20 protein-coding genes are annotated in these 20,558 nt (G+C 72.6%); 12 read left to right on the forward strand and 8 right to left on the reverse strand.

Features of this window, described 5'->3' with window-relative positions:
• Nucleotides 1–4 precede the first annotated feature (4 nt).
• The 3 genes from purL to purS all read right to left on the reverse strand — a co-directional run bounded on the left by purL (nt 5) and on the right by purS (nt 3,745).
• Nucleotides 5–2,674, reverse strand: a complete 2,670-nt coding sequence (gene purL / locus LADH09A_RS02045) for a phosphoribosylformylglycinamidine synthase subunit PurL (RefSeq protein ID WP_238643018.1) — start codon at nt 2,672–2,674, stop codon at nt 5–7.
• Nucleotides 2,675–2,801: 127 nt separating this feature from the next.
• On the reverse strand, nt 2,802–3,485 hold the full coding sequence (purQ, locus tag LADH09A_RS02050; RefSeq protein ID WP_238643019.1) for a phosphoribosylformylglycinamidine synthase subunit PurQ: 684 nt from the start codon (nt 3,483–3,485) through the stop codon (nt 2,802–2,804).
• A complete protein-coding gene (purS, locus tag LADH09A_RS02055) occupies nt 3,482–3,745 on the reverse strand; it encodes a phosphoribosylformylglycinamidine synthase subunit PurS (RefSeq protein ID WP_030491392.1) in 264 nt (87 codons plus the stop codon). The genes purQ and purS overlap by 4 nt, the downstream gene beginning before the upstream one ends.
• 355 nt (nt 3,746–4,100) lie before the next feature.
• Between purS and LADH09A_RS02060 the strand changes: the two genes are divergently transcribed.
• Nucleotides 4,101–4,784, forward strand: coding sequence for a S1 family peptidase (locus LADH09A_RS02060; protein WP_238643020.1), 684 nt, complete (start codon nt 4,101–4,103; stop codon nt 4,782–4,784).
• 24 nt (nt 4,785–4,808) lie between these two features.
• On the forward strand, nt 4,809–5,372 hold the full coding sequence (locus LADH09A_RS02065; protein ID WP_238643021.1) for a YbjQ family protein: 564 nt from the start codon (nt 4,809–4,811) through the stop codon (nt 5,370–5,372).
• Nucleotides 5,373–5,566: 194 nt separating this feature from the next.
• Here the strand turns inward: LADH09A_RS02065 and purB are convergent, their stop codons facing one another.
• Both purB and LADH09A_RS02075 read right to left on the reverse strand, forming a co-directional pair.
• A complete protein-coding gene (purB, locus tag LADH09A_RS02070; protein ID WP_238643022.1) occupies nt 5,567–6,991 on the reverse strand; it encodes an adenylosuccinate lyase in 1,425 nt (474 codons plus the stop codon).
• 67 nt (nt 6,992–7,058) lie between these two features.
• Nucleotides 7,059–8,351 carry an acetyl-CoA C-acetyltransferase gene (locus LADH09A_RS02075; RefSeq protein WP_238643023.1) on the reverse strand — a complete coding sequence of 431 codons (1,293 nt, stop codon included), beginning with the start codon at nt 8,349–8,351 and terminating at the stop codon, nt 7,059–7,061.
• Between the two features lie 55 nt (nt 8,352–8,406).
• Between LADH09A_RS02075 and LADH09A_RS02080 the strand changes: the two genes are divergently transcribed.
• From LADH09A_RS02080 to LADH09A_RS02110, 7 genes are all read left to right on the forward strand, one after another.
• On the forward strand, nt 8,407–9,771 hold the full coding sequence (locus tag LADH09A_RS02080) for a 3-oxoacyl-ACP reductase (RefSeq protein ID WP_238643024.1): 1,365 nt from the start codon (nt 8,407–8,409) through the stop codon (nt 9,769–9,771).
• Between the two features lie 143 nt (nt 9,772–9,914).
• Nucleotides 9,915–10,733 (forward strand): MaoC/PaaZ C-terminal domain-containing protein, encoded by an 819-nt coding sequence (locus LADH09A_RS02085; RefSeq protein WP_238643046.1) that lies wholly within the window; start codon nt 9,915–9,917, stop codon nt 10,731–10,733.
• A gap of 80 nt (nt 10,734–10,813) precedes the next feature.
• On the forward strand, nt 10,814–11,566 hold the full coding sequence (locus LADH09A_RS02090; RefSeq protein ID WP_238643025.1) for an NUDIX hydrolase: 753 nt from the start codon (nt 10,814–10,816) through the stop codon (nt 11,564–11,566).
• Nucleotides 11,563–12,564, forward strand: a complete 1,002-nt coding sequence (locus tag LADH09A_RS02095; protein WP_238643026.1) for a BUD32 family EKC/KEOPS complex subunit — start codon at nt 11,563–11,565, stop codon at nt 12,562–12,564. The genes LADH09A_RS02090 and LADH09A_RS02095 overlap by 4 nt, the downstream gene beginning before the upstream one ends.
• A 9-nt stretch (nt 12,565–12,573) precedes the next feature.
• Nucleotides 12,574–13,533 (forward strand): hypothetical protein, encoded by a 960-nt coding sequence (locus LADH09A_RS02100; protein WP_238643027.1) that lies wholly within the window; start codon nt 12,574–12,576, stop codon nt 13,531–13,533.
• On the forward strand, nt 13,530–14,792 hold the full coding sequence (locus LADH09A_RS02105) for an adenylosuccinate synthetase (RefSeq protein ID WP_238643028.1): 1,263 nt from the start codon (nt 13,530–13,532) through the stop codon (nt 14,790–14,792). Before LADH09A_RS02100 ends, LADH09A_RS02105 begins: the two co-directional genes overlap by 4 nt.
• A gap of 113 nt (nt 14,793–14,905) precedes the next feature.
• Nucleotides 14,906–15,523, forward strand: a complete 618-nt coding sequence (locus LADH09A_RS02110; RefSeq protein WP_238643029.1) for a DedA family protein — start codon at nt 14,906–14,908, stop codon at nt 15,521–15,523.
• A 25-nt stretch (nt 15,524–15,548) separates the two neighbouring features.
• Here LADH09A_RS02110 and LADH09A_RS02115 read toward each other — a convergent pair whose 3' ends face one another.
• Nucleotides 15,549–16,190: a response regulator gene (locus LADH09A_RS02115; protein WP_238643030.1), complete on the reverse strand. Its 642-nt coding sequence runs from the start codon at nt 16,188–16,190 to the stop codon at nt 15,549–15,551.
• Complete coding sequence (locus LADH09A_RS02120; protein ID WP_238643031.1) at nt 16,187–17,338, reverse strand: sensor histidine kinase; 1,152 nt, start codon at nt 17,336–17,338, stop codon at nt 16,187–16,189. The genes LADH09A_RS02115 and LADH09A_RS02120 overlap by 4 nt, the downstream gene beginning before the upstream one ends.
• A gap of 170 nt (nt 17,339–17,508) precedes the next feature.
• Here LADH09A_RS02120 and LADH09A_RS02125 point away from each other — a divergent pair, with 170 nt between their 5' ends.
• Complete coding sequence (locus tag LADH09A_RS02125; protein ID WP_238643032.1) at nt 17,509–18,153, forward strand: DedA family protein; 645 nt, start codon at nt 17,509–17,511, stop codon at nt 18,151–18,153.
• Nucleotides 18,154–18,164: 11 nt separating this feature from the next.
• On the opposite strand, the gene LADH09A_RS02130 is transcribed toward LADH09A_RS02125, so the two are convergent.
• Nucleotides 18,165–18,803 (reverse strand): TetR/AcrR family transcriptional regulator, encoded by a 639-nt coding sequence (locus LADH09A_RS02130; protein ID WP_238643033.1) that lies wholly within the window; start codon nt 18,801–18,803, stop codon nt 18,165–18,167.
• Nucleotides 18,804–18,870: 67 nt separating this feature from the next.
• Here LADH09A_RS02130 and LADH09A_RS02135 point away from each other — a divergent pair, with 67 nt between their 5' ends.
• Entirely contained in the window at nt 18,871–19,323 is a 453-nt protein-coding gene (locus tag LADH09A_RS02135) for an SCP2 sterol-binding domain-containing protein (RefSeq protein ID WP_238643034.1), read from the forward strand.
• A 1-nt stretch (nt 19,324) separates the two neighbouring features.
• Nucleotides 19,325–20,539, forward strand: coding sequence for an acyl-CoA dehydrogenase family protein (locus LADH09A_RS02140; RefSeq protein WP_238643035.1), 1,215 nt, complete (start codon nt 19,325–19,327; stop codon nt 20,537–20,539).
• The last annotated feature ends 19 nt before the right edge of the window (nt 20,540–20,558 follow it).

Below are 20,558 nucleotides of genomic sequence, written 5' to 3' on the forward strand. Positions count from 1 at the left end.
CGCCTCAGCGCTCGTCAGGCGACGGCTCGGTGACACCGGTGTCAGACTCGGCGGCGGTGTCAGCCTGCTCCGACTCGATCGGCTCGACGGCACCGGTCTGCGGGACCGGCCCGAACGAGGCGATCGGCTCGGAGACCACCTCTGCGGGATCGACCGGCTCGGCCTGCGCGACGGGCAGCGGGACGGCCTCGACCGCACCCGCCACACCGGCGGCCGGCGCGGGCACCTCGACGGCGGCGGCGCCCCCGAAGAGCCGCGGCAGCGTCTCGGTGTGTGCCGTCCGCAGCTCGTCCAGGCCGATCCGGAACTGGCCGTGCACCTCCAGCGCACCGCCGGACGGGTCGGTGGCGCCGATCAGCTCGAACGGCACCCCCCGCTCGGCGCAGAGCGCCGCGAACGCCTTGTCGTGGCCACGCGGCACCGACACCAGCGCCCGGGTGGCGGACTCGCTGAACAGGTAGACGAACGGCATCGAGCCCTCGGCGAACTGCTCCGGCACCGCGACCCGCGCACCGACGCCGCGCCGCAGGCAGGACTCGACCAGGCTCTGGGCGAGACCGCCGTCGGAGAGGTCGTGCGCGGAGGCCAGGTGACCGACCCGGGCCGCCTCGGCCAGCAGGTCGGCGAGCGCCTTCTCGCGGAGCAGGTCGACCTGCGGCGGGATGCCACCGAGGTGCTCGTGCGTCACCCAGGCCCACTCCGAGCCGGACAGCTCAACGTTCGTCTCGCCGAGCAGGTAGAGCTGGTCGTGGTCGCCCCCGGCGCGCGGCACGAAGCCCATCGGCACCCGGTCGGCGACGTTGTCCAGCACGCCCAGCACACCGACCACGGGGGTCGGGTGGATGGCCGCCGCACCGGTCTGGTTGTAGAAGCTGACGTTGCCGCCGGTCACCGGGATGCCCAGCTCCAGGCAGCCGTCCGCGAGGCCGCGGACGGCCTCGGCGAACTGCCACATGACGCCCGGGTCCTCCGGGGAGCCGAAGTTGAGGCAGTTGGTCACGGCGATCGGCTTCGCGCCGGTCACCGCCACGTTCCGGTACGCCTCGGCCAGGGCCAGCTTGGTGCCGTTGTACGGGTCCAGTCGGGCGTACCGGCCGTTGCCGTCCAACGACAGCGCCACGCCGAGACCGGTCCGCTCGTCGACCCGGATCACGCCGCCGTCCTCCGGCTGGGCGAGCACGGTGTTGCCCAGCACGTAACGGTCGTACTGCTCGGTGACCCAGGTCTTGTCGGCCAGGTTCGGCGACGCGATCATGCGCAGCACGGTCTCCCGCAGCGCCTCCGGGTCGGCCGGGCGGGGCAGCGTCTCGGCACGGTCGGCCTGGAGCAGGATCAGGTCGGCCGGCTCACGCATCGGCCGGGCGTAGACCGGGCCGTCGTCGACCAGCGAACCCGGCGGCACGTCGACGACCAGGTGGTCCTGCCAGGTGATCGCCAGTCGGCCGGGGCGGCCGTCCGGCTCCGGTGCGGTGACCTCGCCGATCGCGGTGGCGAGGACGCCCCACTTCTCGCAGGTCTTGAGCACCGCGTCGAGCTTGTCGGGCTCGACGACCAGCAGCATCCGCTCCTGCGACTCGCTGGCCAGGATCTCGTGCGGGTCCATCGAGGGCTCGCGCAGCGGCACCCGCTCCAGCCAGACCCGCATGCCGGTGCCGGCAGCGGCGGCGGTCTCGGTGAGCGCGCAGGTCAGACCGGCGCCGCCGAGGTCCTGGATGCCGACGACCAGTTGCCCGTCGTACAGCTCGAGGCACGCCTCGATCAGCAGCTTCTCGGTGAACGGGTCGCCGACCTGCACGGCGGGGCGGCGGGCCTCGCTGCCCTCGTCGAAGGTGGCGCTGGCCAGCACCGACACGCCGCCGATGCCGTCGCGGCCGGTCTTGGCGCCCATCAGCACGACAACGTTGCCCGGGCCGGCGGCGGCCTTGTTCTGCAACCGGCTGACCGGCAGCACGCCCAGGCAGAGCGCGTTGAGCAGCGGGTTGCCCTGGTAGGAGGGGTCGAAGACCAGCTCACCGCCGATGTTGGGCAGACCGAGGCAGTTGCCGTAGCCGCCGACGCCGGCAACCACGCCGGTGAGCACGCGGGCGGTGTCCGGGTGGTCCGCGGCACCGAAGCGCAGCGGGTCCATCACCGCGATCGGGCGGGCGCCCATGGCGAGGATGTCCCGGACGATGCCGCCGACGCCGGTGGCCGCGCCCTGGTACGGCTCGACGAAGCTCGGGTGGTTGTGCGACTCGACCTTGAATGTCACCGCCAGCTCGTCGGAGATCTGCACGACACCGGCGTTCTCGCCGATGCCGGCGAGCATCCGATCGCTGGGCGGGGCCTTCTCGCCGAACTGGCGCAGGTGCACCTTGCTCGACTTGTAGGAGCAGTGCTCGCTCCACATGATCGAATACATCGCGAGCTCGGACTGCGTGGGCCGGCGGCCGAGGATCTGCCGGATGCGGTCGTACTCGTCGTCACGCAGGCCCAGCTCGGTGTACGGCTGAAGCTCGCCCGGGGTGCCGTCGGCGCGCGGAACGGTGTCCACGCCCTCGGTCCAGACGGCGGGAGCCGGCTGGGCGGGGGCGGCGGCCGGCGCGACGGGCTGCGCCAGGCTGGGCTCCGCTGGCTGCGACGGGGCGGAGTACGCCTCCGGTGTGTCCCGTACCGGGTCCGGATGGGTGGTCATGACCTCTCCTCGCTGCGCTCGTGCCCGCCAGGCCGGCGGTTGAGCAGACCGATGATCGTGTCGCCGGTCACCGCCCCCGTCTCTGTTCGCGACTGCGGGGCTCGCAGACCCGGCTCACTCCTCGCGCTCACGCTGGCGCCCCCACCAGGTGCTTGAGGACCGACGTGAAGAAGCCGAGGCCGTCCAGCGAAGGGCCGGTGAGTGCCTCCACCGCGTGCTCGGGGTGCGGCATGATGCCCACAACGTTGCCGGCGGCGTTGGTGATCGCGGCGATGTCGCGCATCGACCCGTTGGGATTGCCGCCGACGTAGCGGGCGACCACCCGACCCTCGGCTTCGAGCTGGTCCAGCGTCGCGGTGTCCGCGACGTAGCAGCCCTCGCCGTTCTTGACCGGGACGAGCACCTCCTGGCCGGGCTGGAACGCGTTGGTCCACGCGGTGCCGGCCGACTCCACGCGCAGGACCTGGTCCCGGTTGCGGAAGTGCAGGTGCTGGTTGCGGGTGAGCGCGCCGGGCAGCAGGTGCGCCTCGCACAGGATCTGGAAGCCGTTGCAGATGCCGAGCACCGGCAGACCGCCCTGGGCGGCGTCCACGATCGTCTCCATCACCGGGGCGAACCGGGCGATGGCGCCGCACCGCAGGTAGTCACCGTAGGAGAAACCGCCGGGCAGCACGACCGCATCGACGCCGTGCAGCTGCGGGTCGCCGTGCCAGAGCCGGACCGGCTCGGCGCCGGCGATCCGGACCGCTCGGGCCGCGTCCCCGTCGTCGAGCGAGCCGGGGAAGGTGACCACACCGACCCGGGCGGTCACGAGCGGGCGTCCGCGGTCTCGTCGGCCTCGACCAGGCGGACCGTGAAGTCCTCGATGACCGGGTTGGCGAGCAGCTTGTCGGCAATCTCCCGAGCGCGGTCCAGGTCCGGTTCACCGGTGAACTCGATCTCGATCCGCCTGCCGATCCGAACCGAGGCGACGTCACCGACGCCGAGCCGGGGCAGCGCGTTTGCGACGGCCTGGCCCTGCGGATCGAGGATCTCGGGCTTGAGCATGACGTCGACGACGACGCGAGGCACTGGGCACTCCTGACTGTGTACGCAGTTGGGTGCCGACCCACAACGGGCGAGCGCAGCCAGCGTACCTGGCAGATACGGCCGCGGACGCACCGGCCGGCCGCAGTTCAAGCAGTGATCGACATTGCCGACGCTCTGAGCGGCTCCACAGGCGGGGCAGGTGCCCTCAGCAGGGCATACAGGGCGCAAGGGGAGGCCGAATCGTTACATCGGCGATCCTCGATCAGGTCCTTGATAACGCTCGGCGCGGGCCCTACTGTACATCGACGTAAGTCGATTAAGGTGCCAGCGGGGACCTCCCGCTGTCGCCCATCCGCACCCGGCGACCCCGGGTCCGCCCGTCCAAGGAGTCCACCCGATGCGCATCCGCCCCCTGCTCGCCACACTCAGCATCGCGCTGGTCGGCGCCCTCGGCGTCACGTCCGCCGCGTCCGCCGCCCCCGCCGGCCCGCAACCCATCATCGGCGGCGGCACCGTCTCCTCCGCGCCCTGGGCCGCCGCGGTGCTCAGCAACGGCTCGTTCACCTGCTCCGGCAGCGTCATCGCCGCGCAGTGGGTGCTCACCGCCCGGCACTGCATCAGCGGCACCATGTCGGTGCGCGTCGGGAGCGTCAACCGCACCTCCGGTGGGGTCACCCGCACGGTCAGCGCCACCTACACCCGCTACGACCTCGCACTCATGCGGCTCTCCAGCAGCGTCAGCACCTCGGCGGTCAGCCTGGCCAGCAGCAACCCGCCCCTCAACTCGACGAACTCGATCTACGGCTGGGGCATGACCTGCTACAGCGGCTGCTCGGCGTCCACCCAGCTCAAGACCGCCAGCGTCCGGGTGACCAGCAACAGCGTCACCGACGCGTACGGCGGCCAGGCGATCCGCAGCACCCGGATCAACGGAAACGCCTGGCGCGGTGACTCCGGTGGCCCGCAGTTCTACAACGGCCAGCAGGTCGGAGTCGCCTCCACGGCCGACGGGCAGAGCATCCAGAACTACGGCAGCGTTGCGTACAACCGGGCCTGGATCACCTCGGTGGCCGGTGTCTGACGGTTAACGCCCGGTGCGGCGCGGATGGTCGGCGGCGTGCCGGCCGTCCGCGCCGCGTCGTTTTGCAGCATCCGATCAGGTGAACAATGCACCCGATCGGGTCACGCCACTCCTGACAGCATCGGAAACGTGCTGGTCGTGACGACAGAGCAACTGCCCGGTTACGAGATCCGCCAGATTCTCGGTGAGGTGGTGTCATCCATGGCCAGGACGCGCAACCCGTACCGCGAGGGGGTCAAGAACCTGCGCGGTGGCGCGTACGACCCCATGGCTCCGGACAACCTGACCCGGTGGCGCACCGACTCGGTGGCCCGGCTCGGCGAGGAGGCCCTGCGGCTCGGCGCGAACGCGGTGATCGGCATGCGCTTCGACAGCCGGGACTGCGGTGAGATGTGGATGGAGATCTGCGCGTACGGAACGGCCGTGGTCGCCGTACCCAAGATGCCCGAGGTCATGCCGGCCGACCAGCCGGCGGTGGCCGCCGGAACCGCGGAGGTCGCTGGCATCACGGAGTCGCCCGGCGGCATCGCCGAACCGGCCAGCGCGCCCAACCTGAGAACCGCCGCCGAAACCCCAACCGGCGAATAACACCAACCCACCACCCACCCCAACCCACCCGCCCCAACCCACCCGGCCCGGTGATCAAGAGGTTTCGGTCAAGTAGGAGATCAAAGTTGACGCAAACTTCTTGATCACCGGAGTGGGGCGGCGGGGCGGGTGGGGCGGCAGGGTGGGTGGGGTGGGGCGGCGCGGCGGGTGGGGCGGCGGGGTGGGTGGGTGGGTTAGAGGATGGGGGGCGGGCTGTAGGTGGCCGCTTCTGGGTGGGTTTCGACCACCTTCGTGATGCGGCTGCTTACCGCTGCCACCTGGGCGGCGGCCGCGCCGACGAAGGCGGAGCGGTCGGCGACCAGGGTGTCGATGTCGGCGCGGGACAGGCCGAGTCGACCGTCCGCCGCCAAGCGGTCGAACAGGTCGTTCTCCGGCGAGCCCTTCTCGCGCATCGCCAGGGCCACCGCGACCGCGTGCTCCTTGATCACCTCGTGGGCGACCTCGCGGCCGACGCCACGCCGGACCGCCGCCACCAGGATCTTCGTGGTGGCCAGGAACGGCAGGAAGCGCTCCAGCTCCCGGTTGATCACCGCCGGGTACGCGCCGAACTCGTCGAGCACGGTGAGGAACGTCTGGAACAGCCCGTCGGCGGCGAAGAACGCGTCCGGCAGGGCCACCCGGCGGACCACCGAGCAGGACACGTCGCCCTCGTTCCACTGGTCGCCGGCCAGCTCCCCGACCATCGACAGGTAACCCCGGATGATCACCGCGAAGCCGTTCACCCGCTCCGACGAGCGGGTGTTCATCTTGTGCGGCATCGCGCTGGAGCCGACCTGGCCCGGCTTGAAGCCCTCGGTCGCCAGCTCCTGACCGACCATCAGGCGGATCGTGGTGGCCAGTGACGACGGCGCGGCGGCGGTCTGGGCCAGCGCGGCCAACACGTCGAAATCCAGTGAGCGTGGGTAGACCTGCCCGACGCTGTTCAGTACGCGGGAGAAGCCCAGGTGCTCGGCGACCCGCCGCTCCAGCTCGGCCACCTTGTCGGCGTCGCCGTCGAAGAGGTCCAACTGGTCGGCCGCCGTGCCGACCGGGCCCTTGATCCCCCGCAGCGGGTAGCGGGCGATGAGGTCCTCCAGCCGCTCGTACGCGATCAGCAGCTCCTCCGCCGCCGACGCGAAGCGCTTGCCCAGCGTGGTGGCCTGCGCCGCCACGTTGTGGGAACGGCCGGTCATGACCAGGTCGGTGTGCTCGTACGCGAGGAAGGCGAGTCGGGCCAGGGTGGCCACCACGCGGTCCCGGATCAGCTCCAGCGAGGCGCGCACCTGGAGCTGCTCGACGTTCTCGGTGAGATCCCGCGAGGTCATGCCCTTGTGCACGTGCTCGTGCCCGGCGAGCGCGCTGAACTCCTCGATCCGGGCCTTCACGTCATGCCGGGTGACCCGCTCCCGCTCCGCGATCGAGGCGAGGTCGACCTGGTCGAGCACCCGCTCGTACGCCTCGACCACACCGTCGGGCACCGCCACGCCCAGATCCCGCTGGGCCCGGAGGACGGCGAGCCAGAGCCGCCGCTCCATGCGGACCTTCTCCTCCGGAGACCAGAGGGCGACCAGTTCGGGCGAGGCGTACCGGTTGGCCAGCACGTTGGGGATCGTCGTCACGTACCTCATTGTCCCGCACCCGCCGGCCGGCACCTGGACCGGGCCGGGCTGTCCGGTGCTGCCGCGCTCAGCGCTCCAGGATGGCGGTCACTCCCTGGCCACCGGCCGCGCAGATGGAGATCAGCCCGCGTCCGCTGCCCTTCTCGGCCAGCAGCTTGGCCAGGGTCGCCACGATCCGCCCGCCGGTGGCGGCGAACGGGTGCCCGGCGGCCAGCGACGAGCCGTTCACGTTGAGCCGGTCGGTGTCGATCGCGCCCAGCGGCGCGTCCAGGCCGAGCCTGTCCTTGCAGAACTCCGGCGACTCCCAGGCGGCGAGGGTGGCCAGCACCTGGGACGCGAACGCCTCGTGGATCTCGTAGTAGTCGAAGTCCTGCAACGTCAGCCCGGCCCGGGCCAGCATCCGGGGCACCGCGTACGCGGGGGCCATCAACAGCCCCTCGTCGCCGTGCACGAAGTCCACCGCGGCCGTCTCCGACCAGCTGAACCAGGCCAGCACCGGCAGGTTGTGCGCGGCCGCCCACTCCTCGCTGGCGAGCAGCACGGTGGATGCCCCGTCGGTGAGCGGTGACGAGTTGCCGGCGGTCATGGTGGCCTGCTCGGCGTCCGGGCCGCGGGTGCCGAAGACCGGCTTGAGCGTGCCGAGCTTCTCCACGCTGGTGTCCGGACGCAGGTTCGCGTCGCGGGTCAACCCCAGGTACGGCGTCATCAGGTCGTCGAAGAAGCCCCGGTCGTACGCGGCGGCGAGCCGTTGGTGCGAGCGCAGGGCCAGCTCGTCCTGGGATCGCCGGTCGATCTGCCAGCGCACGGCGGTGCGGGCGGCGTGGTCGCCCATGGACAGGCCGGTGCGGGGTTCGGCGTTGCGGGGGATCTCCGGCTTGAACGGCTGGAGTGGGCGTAGCTTCGCCGCGACCTTGAGCCGTTCGCCCAGCGTGCGGGCCGAGTTGAGCTTGAGCAGGGTGCGGCGCATCTCCTCGTTGACCGCGAGCGGCGCGTCGGAGGTGGTGTCGACGCCACCGGCGATGCCCACGTCGAGCTGACCGAGGGCGATCTTGTTGGCGACGAGGATCGCCGCCTCCAGGCCGGTGCCGCAGGCCTGCTGGAGGTCGTACGCCGGGGTGTGCGGGTCGAGCCGGGAGCCGAGGACCACCTCGCGGGTGAGGTTGAAGTCGCGGGAGTGCTTGAGCACGGCACCGGCCACCACCTCACCGACGCGCTGCCCGGCCAGCCCGTACCGGGCGATCAGGCCGTCCAGCGCGGCACCGAGCAGGTCGGCGTTCGACGCGTCCGCGTAGCGCGAGTTGGAACGGGCGAAGGGGATGCGGTTGCCCCCGATGACCGCGACCCTCCGGATGCTCTGCACGATCCGCCTCCTCGACATGTGTTGCTCGAACCCTACTCGCCAGTAGGCTACGCCCATGACCGACAGGTACGCGAGCTTCGTCCAATCGGCTGCCGGCCGCACGCTGGTCAAGCGCCTCGGGCTGCCCGACCCGCCCCGGCTGCGCCGGCACTCTCCCGGCGACCCGCTGCTGCCCGGGCCGGCCCTGCTCGGCGCGGCCACCGACGGCCGGCTCGCCGAGCCGGTCGCCAGGATCCTGACCGCCGCCGGGGTCGAGCTGGCCGACCCGGCCGCCACCACCGCCCCCGGCGACAACCCGCGGCGGTACGGCGCACTGCTCTTCGACGCCACCGGGATCACCGATTCGACCGAGCTGCGTCAGCTCTACGACTTCTTCCACCCGCAGGCCCGGGCCGTTCTGCCCGGCGGCCGGGTGATCGTGCTGGGCACCGCCCCGCAGGAGTGCCCGACGCCCCGCGAGGCGACCGCCCAGCGCGCCCTGGAAGGCCTGGTGCGCAGCATCGGCAAGGAGTTCGGCCGGGGCACCACCGCCCAACTCGTCTACGTGAGCCGCGCCGAGAACGGCGTCCTCACCAGCCTCGAGTCGACGCTCCGGTTTTTGCTGTCCGGGCGGTCCGCGTACGTCTCGGGCCAGGTGATCCGGGTCGGCACCGGCGAGGCGACCGTCCCGGCCGACTGGGACCGCCCGCTGGACGGCCAGGTCGTGCTGGTCACCGGCGCCGCCCGGGGCATCGGCGCGGCGCTGGCCCGGGTGCTCGCCCGCGACGGCGCACGGGTGGTGGCACTGGACATCCCGGCCGCCGGTGACGCGCTGGCCGCGGTGGCGAACGACATCGGCGGCACGGCGGTGCAACTCGACCTGACCGCACCGGACGCGCCGACCCGGCTCGCCGACCACCTGGCCAGCCGACACGGCCGGGTCGACGTGGTGGTGCACAACGCCGGCATCACCCGGGACAAGACGCTCGGCCGGATGGACGCCGACCGGTGGGACCAGGTCATCGACGTCAACCTCTCCAGCCAGGAACGTATCAACGACGTGCTGCTGGAGCGGGGGCTCATCCCGACCGGCGGTCGGATCGTCGCGGTCTCCTCGATCGCCGGGATCGCCGGCAACCGGGGGCAGACCAACTACGCCACCAGCAAGGCCGGCGTGATCGGCCTGGTCGACTCGCTTGCCCCGGCTCTGCGGGAGCGGGGCATCAGCGTCAACGCGGTGGCCCCCGGCTTCATCGAGACCCGGCTGACCGCGCGCATCCCGCTGGTGGTCCGCGAGGCGGGCCGGCGGATGAACAGCCTGGCCCAGGGCGGGCTCCCGGAGGACGTGGCCGAGACGATCGGCTGGTTGGCCTGGCCGGCCAGCGGTGCGGTCAGCGGAAACGTGGTCCGGGTCTGCGGCCAGAGCCTGCTGGGGGCGTGATGGGCAGCACCCGGAGGCAGCCGGACGACGACCTCTCCCTGCACGAGCTGATCGACGGCCCGACGGAGATCCTGTCGGCGGAGACGCGGGCCGCGGCACTCCGGCCGCAGCCCGGCGGCCGTGATCGGGTCGACCTGCCCCGGATGCCGGCGGCCGGGGCGCTCTACCGGCGGGCGTTGCTCGGATCGCTGCCCGTCCCCGGAGCCGGGCGGCGACGGGGTCCCGACCTGCCGGCCGTCGAGCTGGCCGTGGGCGGGGTGACCGTCGACCGGGCACAGCTGGCCGACTACGACCGGGTCTGCGGGTTCCGGCTCACCGACCGGTTGCCCGGCACCTTTCCGCACGTCCTGGGCTTCCCGCTGAGCCTGCGGCTGATGACCGCGCCGGAGTTCCCCATTCCACTGATCGGTCTGGTGCACGTCGGCAACCGGATCACCGTGCACCGCCCGATCACCGCCGACGAGACCCTCGACTTCACGACGTACGCGGAGAACCTGCGCCCGCACGACCGGGGGCGGCAGGTGGACGTGGTGCTGGTCGGCTCGGTCGGTGGCGAGAAGGTCTGGGAGGGCGTCTCGACGTACCTGGGTCGGGAACGCAGGCCCGGCGGGGGCGACCGCGGTGGACGGCCCGACGCGCCGACCGGCTCGGCACGCTGGCGGGTGGAGCCCCGGGTCGGCACGGAGTACGCGCGGGTGTCCGGGGACCACAATCCGATCCACACGTCCCGGCTCGGGGCGCGGCTGTTCGGGTTCCTTCGGCCGATCGCCCACGGCATGTGGAGCAAGGCCCGCTGCCTGGCCGCACTGGAGAACCGCCTGCCGGACGCCTACGCCGTCGAGGTCGCCTTCAAGCTTCCCGTCCCACTTCCGAGCACGGTGAGCTTCGCCCTCCTGCCGGACGGCGGGTTCGCCCTGCACGACTCGCGCGGCAGACCGCACCTGGCGGGCCTGCTGCGCTGAATCAGCGCCCCCTTGGCAAGCGCGCTCGCATGGGCTAAGTTGTTCTCACAGAGAGATATTCTCAAGATGAGAGAGACGCGATGAACGAGCAGGAGTTTCTGGCCGCGTACGACCCCCGGGCCTATCCGTCGGTCGCGGTGACCGTCGACGTGGTGGCGCTGACCATCCGCGACGACGCGCTGCACCTGCTGCTGATCCGGCGTGGCCAGGCACCCTTCGAGGGGCACTGGGCACTGCCCGGTGGGTTCGTCCGCCCCGACGAGGACCTGACCGCCGGCGCACGGCGCGAGCTGGCCGAGGAGACCGGGCTCGGCGGCGAGCGGCTGCGCCGCGTACACCTGGAGCAGTTGGGCAGCTACGGCACGCCCGACCGCGACCCGCGGATGCGCGTCGTCTCGATCGCCCACCTCGCGTTCGCCCCCGACCTGCCGGACCCGGCCGCCGGCACCGACGCCGACGAGGCGATCTGGCTGCCCGTGACCGCCCTGACCAGCCGGCAGCTCGCCTTCGACCACGGCCGGATCATCGACGACGCGCTGGAACGGGCCCGCTCCAAGCTGGAATACACGCCGCTCGCCACGCGCTTCCTCGCCGCCGAGTTCACCATCAGCGAGCTGCGTGCCGTCTACGAGACGGTCTGGGGTCACCCGCTGCACGCCGGCAACTTCCACCGCAAGGTGCTCTCCGTGCCGGGCTTCGTGGAGAGCACCGGCGCCAGCACCGAGCGCGGCGGCGCCCGGGGCGGCCCCCGCGCCCGGCTCTACCGGGCCGGTGACGCCCGACTGCTGCACCCGGCCCTGCTGCGCCCCGCCAGCGAGGAGACGGTGCGATGAGGACGGCGGCGGCCATCGACCTGGTCACGGCCGCCCGCACCGACGCCGACCTGTTCGGCACGGACCAGCCGGCCCGGCGTTACCGCGAGCTGGTCGCGGCCCTGCACCCCGACCGCCTGCCGGCAGACCCGGCGGTACGCGCCGAGGCACTCGACGCGTTCGTCCACGTCACCACCCGCTGGCAGGCCCGGCAGGTCACCGTTCTCGGCGACTACCGGCTCGGCGCGCCGGCCCACTCGGGCGACCTGGCCGACCTCTACGACGTCGGCGCCGACCGGCTGCTCAAGCTCCCCCGACGGCCGACCGACAACGACCTGATGGCCCGCGAGGCACACGCGCTGCGCACCATCGCCGAGCGCGGCGACCCCCGCTACCTGCCGTACGTGCCCCGGCTCGTCGACGAGTTCCCGCACCGCGACGCCGCCTCCGGCGCCGAACGGCGGATCACCGTGCTCGCCACCGCACCCGGGCTGCACGACCTCGACGAGGTGCGGCGCGCGTACCCCGGCGGGTTGGACCCCCGGGACGCGGCCTGGATGTGGCGGCGGCTGCTGGTGGTGCTCGGCCTGGCCCACCGGGCGGGCGTGGTGCACGGCGCGGTCCTGCCGCGACACGTGCTCATCGAGCCGGACGCCCACGGCGTCGTGCTGGTCGACTGGTGCTTTTCCGCGCCCACCGGCACCACGATCCCGGCGATGGTGCCCGGCCACGACTCCGCGTGGTACATGGTGCCCGGCCACTCGGACTGGTACCCGGAGGAGGTCCCCCGCAAGCGACCCTGCGGCCCGGGCACCGACATCGCGATGGCCAGCCGCTGCATGAGCTGGCTGATGGGGTCACGCGCGCCCCGCGAGCTGCACGCCTTCGCGGAGGGCTGCCGACAGCGGTCGCTGGACGCCCGACCCGACGACGCCTGGCGTCTGCTGCGCGAACTCGACCAGGTGCTGGAACGGCTCTACGGGCCACGCACCTTTCGACCCTTCACCCTCACCCCCTAAGGAGCTGTCATGGGCAGTGGAATCTGGTCCACCGACGTGTACGACGCCGCCGACCGCTACCGCCGGTCCACCGGCCGGAGCGCCTTCTCCTACAGCGACAGCGGGGCGCGCACCGTGCACGCCGCGCTCGACCCCCGTGACGCGATGCGCGAGAGCCGTGACTCCGACGAGCACCCGCAGTCCACTCCCGTCGCGGTGCTCTTCGACGTGACCGGCTCGATGCGCACGGTGCCGCGCGTCCTGCAGACCAAGCTGCCGCAGCTGCTCGGGCTGCTGCAACGGCAGGGCTACGCCAGCGACCCGCAGATCATGTTCGGCGCGATCGGCGACGCCACCTGCGACCGGGTGCCGTTGCAGGTCGGGCAGTTCGAGTCGGACAACCGGATGGACGACGACCTCGGCCGGATCGTGCTGGAGGGCGGTGGCGGCGGGCAGATGAGCGAGTCGTACGAGCTGGCCATGTACTTCATGGCCCGGCACACCGCCACGGACAACTGGGAGAAGCGCGGCCGGCGCGGCTACCTGTTCATCATCGGCGACGAGCTGGCGTACCAGCGGGTCAAGAGCCAGGAGGTGACCCGCCTGATCGGTGACGACCTGGCCGAGGACGTGCCGCTGCGGCAGATCGTCGACGAGGTGACCCGCCGCTGGGACACCTACTACCTGCTCCCCGCCGGCAGCCACTACGCCGGCAGCGCCAAGGTCCTCGACTTCTGGCGCGACCTGCTCGGGCAGAACACCGTCGTGCTCGACGACCTCGACGCGGTCTGCGAGACCATCGCGCTCACCATCGGCCTCGGCGAGCAGGCCATCGACCTGGACGAGGGCCTGCGCCACCTGGACCACGCCGGTTCCAGCGCCACCGGCACCGTCTCGAAAGCCCTGGCCCGGCTCGGCCGTGGACGGCGGGCCGAGGTGTCGACGCTGCCCGCGTTCACCGACACCGCCGGTGGGGTGAAGAGGCTGTGAGGCACGTGGCGGTGGTCGACCTCGGCTACGGGGACGCCGGCAAGGGCACGGTGGTGGACTGGCTCTGCGCCACCCGCCCCGTCCACACGGTGGTCCGCTTCAACGGGGGCGCGCAGGCGGCGCACAACGTCGTGCTGCGCGACGGGCGGCACCACACGTTCGCGCAGTTCGGTGCCGGGACGTTCCATCGCGGTGTCCGTACGCACCTGTCGCGGCACGTCGTGGTGGACCCGCTGGCGCTGGCCGCCGAGGCCGACCACCTCGCCACGGTAGGGGTGACCGACGCGCTCGACCGACTGACCGTCGACGGAGACGCGCTGCTCGCCACCCCGTACCACCGGGCCGCCAACCAGGCCCGGGAGATCGCCCGGGGAGCCGACCGGCACGGCTCCTGCGGGCTGGGGGTGGGCGAGGCCGTCGCGTACGGTCTCGCCCACCCGCACGACGCGCCCCGGGTCGCCGACTGCCGCAGCCCAGCGCTGCTGCGCCGCCGACTGACCGTCCTGCGGGACCGGCTGACCGCCGAGCTCGGCCCACTGGACGCGCCACCGGTCGAGGACTGCCTGCCCGCGTTCACCGGCTTCGCCGGACGGGTCGCGGTCGTCGACGGGACGTGGCTCGCCGGGGCGCTGCGCGCGGGGACCTGCGTCTTCGAGGGTGCGCAGGGGGTGCTGCTCGACGAGTGGCACGGCTTCCACCCGTACACGACGTGGAGCACCACCACGTTCGCCAACGCCGACAGTCTGCTGGCCGAGGCGGGCCAGGCCGGCGGCGCGACCCGGATCGGGGTGCTCCGGCTGGTCACCACCCGGCACGGGGCCGGCCCGCTGGTGACCGAGGACCCGACCCTGCCGCTGGCCGATCCGCACAATCCGACGAACCCGTGGCAGGGCCGGTTCCGGTTCGGTCACTTCGACGCGGTCGCCCACCGGTACGCCCTCGCCGCCGCCGGTAGGGTCGACGGCCTGGCACTGACCCACCTCGACCTCGCCGGCCCTGAGCTGCGGATCTGCCGCCGCTACGACACCACCGACCGGCTCACCCCGGGCCCACCCGGTGACCTGGACCGGCAGGCCGCGCTCACCGCCCGGCTGTTGCGCTCCCGCCCGCTCTACGACGACCCACCGACGGACTGGGCGGAGGCGGTCGGCACGGAGCTGGGCGCCCCGGTGGTGCTGACCTCCCACGGCCCCACCGCCGACGACAAGACCCCGCACGGCCCGCTGCTCGCCCCACCCGCCCTGGTCCGGTCGGCCTGATCGCCCACGGCGGTCCGTCAGCTCCTGGTCGGCTCGGGCTGACGCAGGGGACCGGAGGGGGTGATCCGCCGACTCGGCCACCGGGCGGGGCGCACCCGGCGAGCATGGGGGGCATGGACTCCGCGCTCGACCTGCTCCGACAGCTGGTCACCTCGCCATGGGTGTACCTGCTGATCTTCGGGCTCACGGCGGTCGACGCGTTCTTCCCGGCCGTACCCGGTGAGGCGGCCGTCATCACCGCCGCCGTGCTCTCCACCAGCGGCAACCCCAACCTGGCGGCGGTGATCGTCGCCGCCGCGCTGGGCGCCTGCGCCGGCGACCACGTCTCCTACGCGATCGGGCGCGGTGGTGGCGCGAACCGGCTCGCCGGGTTTCCCGACGGCAGCCGACGGCGGGCCAGCTCCGAGTGGGCCCGCCGCGCGCTGAACCGGCGCGGCGGGTTGATCCTGACCACCTCCCGCTACCTGCCGGGCGGCCGGACGGCGGTCACCCTCACCATGGGCGCGGTGCGGTACCCCCGCCGGTCGTTCCTGCTCTACGACGTGATCGCGACGGTCACCTGGGCCCTGTACTGCGGGCTGCTGGGCTACTTCGGTGGGCTGGCCTTCGAGCGCCACCCCGTGAAGGGCGTCCTCGCCGGGATCGGCCTCTCGGTGATCGTCACGCTGGGCATCGAGGGCGTCCGGTGGCTGCGGCACCGGGCGCACCGCCGCGCCGCCGCCCGCCACTGACGGGCCCGGATCGACCTGCCACCCGTCACAGCAGGTCGGCGTCGTGCACCAGGATGGCCAGCTGCACCCGATTGCCCGCCTGGAGTTTCGCCAGCGCCCGGCTGACGTGCGCCTTCACGGTGGCCTCGCTCATCGTCAACCGTCGGGCGATCTCGGCGTTGCCGAGCCCGCGCGCCACCTCCCGGACGATCTCCAGCTCGCGCGCGGTGAGCGGGGCGAGCCGCTGACGTGCCGCGTCCCGACGGGCCGGACCACGCTCGGCGAACGAGCTGATCAGGCGTCGGGTCACCGTCGGGGCGAGCATCGCGTTGCCGGCGGCCACCGTACGGACGGCGGCGGCCAGCTCGCGGGGCGGAGTGTCCTTGAGCAGGAAGCCCACCGCCCCGGCCCGGAGCGCCCGGTGTACGTACTCGTCGAGGTCGAATGTGGTCAACATGATCACCTTCGGCCCGGCGGAGACCACCTCGGGCGCGACGGTCAGCCCGTCGACGCCCGGCATCCGCACGTCGAGCAGCACGACGTCGGGGCGTAACCGGTGGGCCTGCTCCAGCGCGCCGGCAGCGTCCGCCGCCTCACCGACGACCGTGATGTCCTCCGCCGCCTCCAGGATCAGCCGCAGGCCGGCGCGCACCAGGTGCTCGTCGTCGACCACCACCACCCGGATCACGCCGCGCCCGCCAGCGGGATCAGGGCCCGGACCAGGAAGCCGCCGTCCACCGGCCTGGCCTCCAGTCGGCCGCCGAGCAGCTCCACCCGCTCGCGCAGCCCGAGCAGCCCCTGGCCGGCACCGGGCAGCGCCGACCCGCCCTCGGACGGACCGTTGCGGACCACCACCTCCAGCCCGTCGGGCAGGTAGTGCAGGCCGACGACCGTCTCGGCGTCCGCGGCGTGCTTGCGCGCGTTCGTCAACGCCTCCCGGACCACCCGGTACGCGGTACGCCCCAGCGTCGCCGGAAGTGCCGTCGGCACGCCCTCGTCGCACCGGGACACCCGCAGCCCGGCGGCCCGGGACTCCCCGATCAGCTCGTCCAACGCGTCGATCCCGCGCTCCGGCACCACGGCCGGGCCGGCCTGTCGCAGCACGCCCAGCACCTCGCGCAGGTCGGTGAGCGCCTGCCGACCGGTCGTCCGGATCAGCGCGGCGGCCTCGACGGTCGCCGGGTCCGCGGCGGTCACCTCCAGCGCCCCGGCGTGCACGACCATCAACGAGACCCGGTGCGCCACCACGTCGTGCATCTCCCGGGCGATCCTGGTCCGTTCCTCGGCACGGACCTGGTCGGTGCGGGCCTCCTGCTCGCGTTCCAGCCGCTCGGCCCGGTCGCGCAGTGCGGCGAGGACGTCCCGGCGTGCCCGCACCCAGAGGCCGAAGACCAACGGGAGCCCGACCAGACAGACGGCGAGGAACAGCACGTTGCCGGTGGTGGCGGTGGTGATCCGGCGGGTGCCGCCCACCTCCAGCCCGACCAGCACCCCAGCGGCGAGCACCAGGGCCGCGGCGGCGAGGAAGCCGGCAAGCCGTCGACCACGCAGCCGCAGACCCGCCTGGTACGACGCGACCACCCCGGCCGCCGCGGCGGCGAGCACCAGCCAGCCCGCCGCAGCGGTCAGGTACAACGGCCAGCGGCGCGTCCCGATCATGCCGGCGGCCCAACCCGAGGCCCCCGCGAGGAGCAGCGAGACGACACCCGGCAGCGACGAGCGGACGCCGATGGCACCGGTCGAGCTGGCCCAGACGGCTGCCGCGACGGTGACGGCGAGCAGCACCGGGGCGTACCGCTGGACGGCCCGCCGGACGGCGACGGCGCTGGAGGCCACGCAGCGAGCTTAGGGCTCTGCGGACGGATCGAGGCGTCCCGCGCAGCCAGACCGGGGTGGGGTGGGGGATCACCCCTACCCGCCGTCGGGGCCGGATGCGACCTAAGTAGTGGTGCCCGTCTGACCACTGGCCGATGGCGGGAGCCGCCGCCCACACCAGCATCACGACCATGGATCTACTCGACCTGCTGCACGAGACGATGTCCTCGCCCTGGGTGTACCTGGCGATCTTCGCGATCGCGGTGCTCGACGGCTTCTTTCCGGTGGTGCCGAGCGAGACGGCGGTGATCACCGCCGGAGTCTTCGCCGCCTCCGGCGCGCCGTACCTGCCCGCGGTGATCCTGGTGGCCGCCGCCGGCGCGCTGGTCGGCGACCACGTCTCGTACGCCATCGGGCGGAGTGGTGGCACGCGGCTGCTCGACCGGCTGCCGCCCGACGGACGACGCCGGGCCGCCATCGAGTGGGCACGGCGGGGAATCGCGACACGCGGCGGGCTGATCCTCACCGTGGCCCGCTACGTGCCGGGCGGCCGGACCGCGGTCACCCTCACCATGGGCGCGGTGCACTACCCCCGCCGACGCTTCCTGGCCTTCGACGCGCTCGCCGCCGGCTCGTGGGGGCTCTACTCGGCGCTGGTCGGCTACGTCGGCGGGCTGGCCTTCGAGCAGGACCCGCTGCGCGGTCTCCTGCTCGGCCTGGGCCTCGCCCTGACGGTGACGCTGATCGTCGAGGTGGTCCGTTGGCTGCGCAACCGTCGCCGGTCCGCGCGGCCTGCACCGGTGACCGAGCCGCTGGGTCGGACCCCGGTGCGGTGACGGGCGGGCGGTCAGTCGACCGGTGGCCGCCAGGTCGCCCCGTGCAGGAGCTGGGCGGCACCGAGCCAGGCCACATTCATCATCCGGGTGGCCGTCTTCTCCGGGTCGGCGTCCGGGTGGTCCGCGAGCCAGTCGGCCAGCGACTCGGTCGCGCCGACGAGGGCGTACGCGACGACCTCCAGGTCGACGGCGGCGATCTCACGGCCCTCGGCGCGCAACGCGTGGTCGAGCATCCCGGCGACCACCTCGACGAGCCGGGCCCGCATGGTGGCCAACTCCCCGGCGAACGGCTGCTCGCCCCGGGCCTGCCGGTAGAGCACCGCCCAGCCGTCCCGGTATGCGCCCACGAAGCCGAAGAACGCCCTCAGCCCACGCCAGAGCCGCTCGTCGGCCGGCAGGTCGGGGGCGGCGGCTCCCGCGATGGCCTGCATCATCCGGGTGCCCTCCCGGTGCAGGCAGGCGACGAACAGCTCCTCCTTGGTGCCGAGGTACGCGTACACCATGGGCTTGGAGATGCCGGCATCCTCCGCGATCTCGTCCATGCTGGCGGCATGGAAGCCGCGACGGGAGAAGACCTTCACGGCCGCGTCGAGCATCTGCTGCTCGCGGACGGCGCGTGGCAGGCGCTTGAACGCGGGAACGGTGGACACCTTGCGAGCATACCTACTCGTGCGTAGGGTTACGCGCGAGTAGCCAATCTTTCGGAAGGCGCACCTGATGACTGACTTCGACCCGGCCACCTTCGCCAACGTCGGCCCCAAGGAGTTCGCCCAGCTGGTCAAGTCCACCCCGGACGACAAGATCGCTCAGGTGATGTCCGGTGACCTGCGCGACAAGGTACTGGGCGAGGTGTTCGGCCGTATGCCGTCGCTGTTCCGCGCGGACCGGGCCGGCTCGACCAACGCGGTCATCCACTGGGTCATCACCGGTCGCCCCGACGGTGGCAGCGACACCTACGAGGTGGTCATCGCCGACGGCACCTGCGTCGTGAACGAGACCCCGCAGCACGACCCGAAGCTGAGCCTCACCATGGGCCCGGTCGAGTTCCTGAAGATCGTCTCCGGTGGCGCCAACCCGGTGATGATGTTCATGACCGGCAAGCTGAAGGCGAAGGGCGACCTCGGCCTCGCCGCCAACATCGCGAACCTGTTCGACATCCCCAAGGCCTGACATGGCTGAGTTCTCGCTCGACCTGAACGAGGAACAGCGGGATCTACGCGACTGGGTGCACGGCTTCGCCGCCGAGGTCGTGCGCCCGGCCGCCGCCGAGTGGGACGAGCGCGAGGAAACCCCGTGGCCGGTGATCCAGGAAGCCGCCAAGGTCGGCCTCTACGGCTTCGAGTTCCTCGCCACCTGCTGGGCCGACCCGACCGGGCTCTCCCTGGCGATCGCCAGCGAGGAACTCTTCTGGGGTGACGCCGGCATCGGCCTGTCCATCTTCGGCACCTCCCTCGCCGTCGCCGCCATCTACGGCGCCGGCACCCCCGACCAGATGGTCGAGTGGGTGCCGCAGTGCTTCGGCGACGTCGACTCGCCGACCGTCGCTGCGTTCTGCACCAGCGAACCCGAGGCCGGTTCCGACGTCGGCGCGATGCGCACCCGGGCCGTCTACGACGAGGCCACCGACGAATGGGTGCTCAACGGCCAGAAGGCGTACGCCACCAACGGCGGGATCGCCGGCGTGCACGTGGTCACCGCCTCCGTCGACCCCACGCTCGGCTCCCGAGGCCAGGCGGCGTTCGTCGTACCACCGGGCACCCCCGGCCTGGCCGCCACCCGCAAGCTGCGCAAACTCGGCCTCCGCGCGTCACACACCGCCGATGTCTTCCTCGACGACGTACGCGTGCCCGGCCGCTGCCTGCTCGGCGGGCGGGACGCACTGCTGGAACGCCTCGACCGGGCCCGATCCGGTCAGCGGGCCACCGGCCAGGCCGCGATGCGCACGTTCGAGCTGTCCCGACCCACGGTGGGCGCGCAGGCGCTCGGTGTGGCCCGGGCCGCCTACGAGTACGCCCTGGACTACGCGAAGGACCGGGTCCAGTTCGGACGACCCATCATCGAGAACCAGGCGGTCGCGTTCGCACTCGCCGACATGCGGATGGAGATCGACGCGGCGCGGCTGCTGGTCTGGCGTGCCTCGTGGATGGGCCGCAACAACCGCCCGTTCACCGCGGGTGAGGGCTCGATGTCCAAACTGAAGGCCGGCGAGGTGGCGGTGTCGGTCACCGAGAAGGCGGTGCAGTTACTCGGCGGGGCGGGCTTCCTGCGCGACCACCCGGTCGAGCGCTGGTACCGGGACGCCAAGATCTACACCATCTTCGAGGGCACCTCGGAGATCCAACGACTGGTGATCTCCCGGGCGATCTCCGGGATGCAGATCCGCTGACCACCGTCGGCCCGGCGCC

This window comes from Micromonospora cabrerizensis (genome assembly GCF_022230955.1).
In the GTDB taxonomy this organism is placed as follows: Bacteria; Actinomycetota; Actinomycetes; order Mycobacteriales; family Micromonosporaceae; genus Micromonospora; species Micromonospora cabrerizensis.

What these genes read in the sequence shown, in the direction of transcription:
- LADH09A_RS02090 (WP_238643025.1), top strand. Translation starts at nt 10,814, where the DNA reads ATGAACGAGCAGGAGTTTCTGGCCGCGTACGACCCCCGGGCCTATCCG.
- LADH09A_RS02110 (WP_238643029.1), top strand. Translation starts at nt 14,906, where the DNA reads ATGGACTCCGCGCTCGACCTGCTCCGACAGCTGGTCACCTCGCCATGG.
- LADH09A_RS02060 (WP_238643020.1), top strand. Translation starts at nt 4,101, where the DNA reads ATGCGCATCCGCCCCCTGCTCGCCACACTCAGCATCGCGCTGGTCGGC.
- LADH09A_RS02085 (WP_238643046.1), top strand. Translation starts at nt 9,915, where the DNA reads ATGCCGGCGGCCGGGGCGCTCTACCGGCGGGCGTTGCTCGGATCGCTG.
- LADH09A_RS02125 (WP_238643032.1), top strand. Translation starts at nt 17,509, where the DNA reads ATGGATCTACTCGACCTGCTGCACGAGACGATGTCCTCGCCCTGGGTG.
- LADH09A_RS02100 (WP_238643027.1), top strand. Translation starts at nt 12,574, where the DNA reads ATGGGCAGTGGAATCTGGTCCACCGACGTGTACGACGCCGCCGACCGC.
- LADH09A_RS02080 (WP_238643024.1), top strand. Translation starts at nt 8,407, where the DNA reads ATGACCGACAGGTACGCGAGCTTCGTCCAATCGGCTGCCGGCCGCACG.
- LADH09A_RS02065 (WP_238643021.1), top strand. Translation starts at nt 4,809, where the DNA reads ATGGTCGGCGGCGTGCCGGCCGTCCGCGCCGCGTCGTTTTGCAGCATC.
- LADH09A_RS02095 (WP_238643026.1), top strand. Translation starts at nt 11,563, where the DNA reads ATGAGGACGGCGGCGGCCATCGACCTGGTCACGGCCGCCCGCACCGAC.
- purL (WP_238643018.1), bottom strand. Translation starts at nt 2,674, where the DNA reads ATGACCACCCATCCGGACCCGGTACGGGACACACCGGAGGCGTACTCC.
- LADH09A_RS02135 (WP_238643034.1), top strand. Translation starts at nt 18,871, where the DNA reads ATGACTGACTTCGACCCGGCCACCTTCGCCAACGTCGGCCCCAAGGAG.
- LADH09A_RS02140 (WP_238643035.1), top strand. Translation starts at nt 19,325, where the DNA reads ATGGCTGAGTTCTCGCTCGACCTGAACGAGGAACAGCGGGATCTACGC.